Origin of the sequence: Streptomyces glaucescens (assembly GCF_002154375.1) — a bacterium.
GTDB classification, from domain to species: domain Bacteria; phylum Actinomycetota; class Actinomycetes; order Streptomycetales; family Streptomycetaceae; genus Streptomyces; species Streptomyces glaucescens.
This window is the reverse complement of the sequence record NZ_MUND01000610.1, coordinates 1-4,701: the sequence shown is the minus strand read 5'-3', so window position 1 is coordinate 4,701 and position 4,701 is coordinate 1. Positions and strand designations below refer to the sequence as shown.

General features: G+C 74.6%; 8 protein-coding genes and 1 pseudogene. All 9 read left to right on the top strand.

The genetic code is table 11. The features are described 5' to 3' along the window. The coding region (locus tag CCN42_RS42860) for a hypothetical protein (RefSeq protein WP_211294844.1) at positions 1–442 on the top strand (442 nt) is incomplete at its 5' end. Next, on the top strand, positions 439–873 hold the full coding sequence (locus tag CCN42_RS32995; protein ID WP_086741081.1) for a hypothetical protein: 435 nt from the start codon (positions 439–441) through the stop codon (positions 871–873). The genes CCN42_RS42860 and CCN42_RS32995, both read left to right, overlap by 4 nt. Then, positions 870–1,529: a hypothetical protein gene (locus tag CCN42_RS32990; protein ID WP_086741080.1), complete on the top strand. Its 660-nt coding sequence runs from the start codon at positions 870–872 to the stop codon at positions 1,527–1,529. The genes CCN42_RS32995 and CCN42_RS32990 overlap by 4 nt, the downstream gene beginning before the upstream one ends. Positions 1,530–1,544: 15 nt before the next feature. Further along, the gene (locus tag CCN42_RS32985; RefSeq protein ID WP_086741078.1) at positions 1,545–1,871 is read left to right on the top strand and encodes a LysM peptidoglycan-binding domain-containing protein; all 327 of its coding nucleotides are present in this window, start codon (positions 1,545–1,547) and stop codon (positions 1,869–1,871) included. After that, positions 1,868–2,989 (top strand): hypothetical protein, encoded by a 1,122-nt coding sequence (locus CCN42_RS32980; RefSeq protein ID WP_086741077.1) that lies wholly within the window; start codon positions 1,868–1,870, stop codon positions 2,987–2,989. The genes CCN42_RS32985 and CCN42_RS32980 overlap by 4 nt, the downstream gene beginning before the upstream one ends. Next, positions 2,986–3,579 carry a phage baseplate assembly protein V gene (locus tag CCN42_RS32975; RefSeq protein WP_086741075.1) on the top strand — a complete coding sequence of 198 codons (594 nt, stop codon included), beginning with the start codon at positions 2,986–2,988 and terminating at the stop codon, positions 3,577–3,579. The genes CCN42_RS32980 and CCN42_RS32975 overlap by 4 nt, the downstream gene beginning before the upstream one ends. 7 nt (positions 3,580–3,586) lie before the next feature. Beyond that, entirely contained in the window at positions 3,587–3,940 is a 354-nt protein-coding gene (locus CCN42_RS32970; RefSeq protein WP_086741074.1) for a hypothetical protein, read from the top strand. A 5-nt stretch (positions 3,941–3,945) separates the two neighbouring features. Beyond that, complete coding sequence (locus CCN42_RS32965) at positions 3,946–4,308, top strand: GPW/gp25 family protein (RefSeq protein ID WP_086741083.1); 363 nt, start codon at positions 3,946–3,948, stop codon at positions 4,306–4,308. After that, positions 4,305–4,701: pseudogene (locus CCN42_RS32960) on the top strand (hypothetical protein); the annotation flags it as partial. The gene CCN42_RS32965 and the pseudogene CCN42_RS32960, both read left to right, overlap by 4 nt.

Here is a 4,701-nt window from a genome sequence, read left to right as displayed (position 1 = left end):
CCCCCAGGGTCGCGCCGACGGCGCCGGCACCGTCCGCGCGACCCTGGGGGAGGACCACGGCGCGGGACGCTGGTCGGCGGTCGTGGTGCTCACCGCGCCGGACGGAAGCGAACGCACCACCGGTCCCCGGCATCTGCACATCGCGCCCCGCATCACCAGCGACCTGCCGCTCTCCGCGGCGCGGGACCGCTCGGGAGGTGTGACGCTCACCGTGGAGTGCGCTCCGGCGGTCCGCCCCGGCCAGAGGGCCGAGCTGCTGGTGGCGGACCTTCCGGTACCTGCCGAGCCGTTCGCGCGGGCCACCCGGAAGCTGAAGTTCCGGGTGACTGGCGCACGGCCCGGCCGGTATCCGCTGCGGCTGCGCGTCGACGGGGTGGACAGCCCGCTGACCGACGAGCGGGCCGAGCGGTTCGACGCCGACGCGACGGTGGTGATCACATGACCGGCACCCGGGTCGAACTGCGCATCCGGCGACTGGAACTGGACACCTCCGCCCGGCCGTCGCGGGCGGCACTGTGCGCGGCCGTCGAAGCCGAGCTGGCCGTCCTGCTCGGCCACCCGATGCCGGGGAGGCGTGGGGCCGTACCGGCGGACCCCCGCCTCACCGCTCTCGCCCGGCACATCGCCCGAGCCGTCCACGCGGCACTGCGCGAACGCCGGCAGGAAGAGGAAGCCGTTCCCCGTGAGGCCGGCGCCGCCGAAGCCGTCCCGCCGGGGAGCGCCCTGGGGGCGGCCACCGCACAGGGGACCACCCCGCAGGAAACCGCCCCAGACGCAACCACGTGGGAAGGAACCGCCCCGGCAGGAACCGCCACACAGGCAACCGTTCCCCCGGACACCTTCACACGGAAGGCAGGTGCGCGTACGCCATGACCACACCCCCACCCGCACCACCGCGTGCACCGCGCCGCGGCGGCTTCGTCTTCCTCGACCCCGAGCAGGGCTCGGTGCTCCGGGTGGTGCCGTTCCAGTACAACCCCGACAGCATCACCCGCACCTTGCGGCCCCGGGGCATCGGAGCCGATGCCGGGGACCGGCTGGAGGCGCTGCGGCTCCAGGGCCCGCCCCGGGAGATGTTCCGGATCGACGCGGAGTTCGACGCCACCGACCAGATCGCCGGGGCGCCGGGCGGGGCGCCCCCCGCCGGCAGCGGACTGTTCGGGATGCTGTCCGCGCTGGAGAGCGCCGTGTGCCCCACGGCCGCCCAGCTCACCCAGCAGAACGACCTCGCCGCCCGCGGGATGCTCGAGATCGCCCCGGTGCAGGGGCCGCTGCCGCTGCTGGTGCTCGGCCCGCACCGGGTGCTGCCGGTGCGGATGCTCGACCTCGACGTGACGGAGGAGACGTACGACGGCGAACTCACCCCGATCCGGGCGCGGGTGACGCTGACCGTCCGGGTCCTCACCGTCGACGACGTCGGCCACCGGCACCGGGCGGGCGGCCTCTACCTGCAGTACCAGCAGAGCCGCGAGCGCTTCGCGGCGCTCGTGGGGTACGGCGCCGGCGTGGTCGGTTACCAGGGCAGCTGAACGAGGAGATCGGACATGATCGAGCCCACCAGCAGATACCACCAGGTCCCCACCGTCACCCACACCCTCCCGGACGGCCGGACCGTCACCCATCTGCGCCGCCGTCTGCTGCCGCAGCCCGAGCGGCTCGCGGTTCTCGGCGAGCACGTCGTCGTCGCGGGCGACCGGCTCGACCTGATCGCGGCCCGCTGGTACGGCGATCCCGAGCAGTCCTGGCGGATCGCGGACGCCAACCGGGCGCTGCGCCCGGACGAGCTGACGGCCGTCCCCGGCCGCCGGCTGCGGATCACCCTGCCCGCCGAGGCGTCGGCGGTGCCGGTCGCGGGCGAGCCGGCCCGGTGACGGTCCACAGCCTGCACCTGATGCTCCTCGTCGGGGACACCGTGCCGAGCCCGGCCCCGGCACAGCTCGTCGACGCCCTGCACGCGGCCCGGATCACCGCCGCCACCGGCACCACCAACGGCTTCCAGCTGACCTTCGCGCTCAGCCCCCGCTCGCCGCTGCACCGCGCGGTGCTGCCGTCCGGTGCCCTGCACCCGAAGAAGCGGGTCGTGGTGGCCGTGGTCCTCGCGGGCCGCTGCCACGTGCTCGCCGACGGGGTGATCACCCGGCAGGAACTGCACGCGGGCCGGACGCCCGGCGCGTCGTACCTCGTCGTCACCGGCGAGGACCTGACCGCGCTCATGGACCTGAAGCACCAGCGGCGCGCCTTCCCGGGACTCGCCCCCCACCTGCGGGCGACGGCCGTGTGCGCCGCGTACGCGCAGTACGGCATCACCCCGCGGGCCGTGGCCCCGGCCCTCACCGACCAGCCCAACCCGGTCGTCGAGATCCCGGTCCAGTCGGCGACCGACCTCGCCTATCTGCGCTCCATGGCGGACGACGTCGGACACGTCTTCCACCTCGAACCGGGCCCCACCCCGGGCGTCAGCACCGCCTACTGGGGCCCGCAGAAGCGGGCGGGGGCCTTGCAGCCCGCCCTCACCACGGGCTGCGGAGCCGCCGACAACGTCGAGGAGCTGACTTTCGCCCTCGACGGACTGGCCGCCTCCGGGCACGTCACCCACCGGCTGGAGGGCTCGTCCGCCAGTTCGTCCGAGGTCACGGCCCCCGAGCCGCGGCTGCTGCGGGCCGGCCTCGCCGCGAGTCCGGCCCCCGCGCTGCGCACCGAGGCGCTGCGCGGCCAGACCGGGCGGCCGCTGCCCCGGACCCTGCTGGCCGGGCTCGGCCGGACGGTCGCCGCCGGCCCCGTCACCGGCCGGGGCACGCTCGACGTCCTGCGCTACGGCCACGTGCTCAGCCCGCACGGACTGGTCGGGGTGCGCGGGGCGGGCCAGGCCTACGACGGCCGGTACCTCGTGGCCGCCGTCACCCACGACCTCACCCGGGACACCTACAGACAGCACTTCACGCTGGTCCGCGAAGGACTCGGCGCCGACATCCAGGTGGTGACCCCATGACAGCACCGCACGCGAACCCGGCAGCACCCGACGCCGTGTCGATGACGCCGCAGGCCGGCCCGGCCGTACCAGGGGCGAAGCAGTGGCACGGCATGTACGAGGGCGTCGTCGTCTCCGCCGTCGACCCGACCGGCGTCGGGCGGCTGATGGTGCGCGTCCCCGAGGTGCTGGGCGACGACAACCCCGTGTGGGCCGCGCCGCTCACCCCGATGGCCGGACCGGACTGCGGGATGTACGTGGTGCCGCCCCCGGATTCCGGGGTGTGGGTGCGGTTCCTGGACGGCGACCCGGACCGGCCGGTCTGGCTCGGCTTCCGGCGCGGCAGCTCCGGGGACGTGCCCCCGGCGGCCAAGGACATCCCGCCCGGCATCCCGCAGATCGTGCTGGCGACTCCCACCGGCAACTCCCTGGTGATCAGCGACCTGCCGGGCCCGTCGGGCGGGATCAAGCTGCAACTGCACGGCGGCAACGGGCCGTACCTCAAGATCAACGAGACGTCGATCGAGCTGTCCTGTGGCCCCGGACTCGCCACCGTCCAGCTCGTCGGGCCCCAGGTCACCGTCAACGGTGGCGCGCTGACGGTGCTGTGAGGAGACCATGCCAGGACTGCTGATGCACTACGGCGCGATGATGATGTGCGCCCATCCGCCCGGCCTCGTCACCCTCCCGGCGCCGGTGCAGCAACGTGTGCTCGTCGGGCCGCAACCGGTCGCCACCAGCGCCGACATGTTCCTGGTGGCCGGCTGCTCGTTCCCGGCCATGACCCTCGGCGCGCCGCCCTGCACCGGTGTCACCTGGCTGCACACCTCCACCCGGGTGTTCGTGAACGGCCTGCCCGTGCTGCTCCAGCCGAGCCCGCCGGCCAGCCCAGCCCCCGCGATGGGGATCGGCACCCCGCCGCCCAACCCCCCGCTGGTACTGGCGATGCAGCTGCGGGTGCGGGGGATGTGACCGCGATGAACATCGACTTCCCCTACCACGTCGACGCCCGCGGCCGCACCGCGACCACCGGCCACCCCGATCACGTCCGGGACATGATCGAGCAGGTCCTCTTCACCAGCCCCGGCGAACGGGTGAACCGGCCCGACTTCGGGTGCAACCTCCTCGACCTGGTCTTCGCCGGGAACAGCCCGGAACTCGCCGCCACCCTCCAGACGACCGCCCAGGCCGCCCTGCAGCGCTGGCTCGGTGACCTGATCGCGGTGGAGTCCCTGACGGTGACGTCCCGGGAGGCCACGCTCGACGTGCACGTCGCCTACCTTCTCAAGGCCACCGGGGAGAGCCGTACCGTCACCGTGCGCACCGGAGTGCCCTCATGACCGACACGACCGACCTCACCGGCCCCGGCGACGCCGAGGGGAGTCCGGCCGCCCGGCTCGCCGGGATCGACGCCGTACGGGCGCACCGGGACCGCCGCACCCTCACCGTCACCTTCTCCGGCCCGCTCCCACGGCACCTGGGCCGCGACAGCTTCCTGATCGAGGGCGGCCGGCGGGTGGTCGGACTGCGCGTCGTGCGGGTCACCGACGAGACCGGCGACGAGCCGGGGGAGGGGGCGGCCAACCGGCTCCGGCTCACCCTGGACCGGCCGGGCGACGACTCCACCTACCGGCTGCGGGTGCTGGGCCGCGGCTTCCACGGCGGACGCAACCGCGCCGAGTTCACCTTCCGCCCCGCCGTCCGCCCCGAGGCGGAACCCGCGGCCGAGCCCG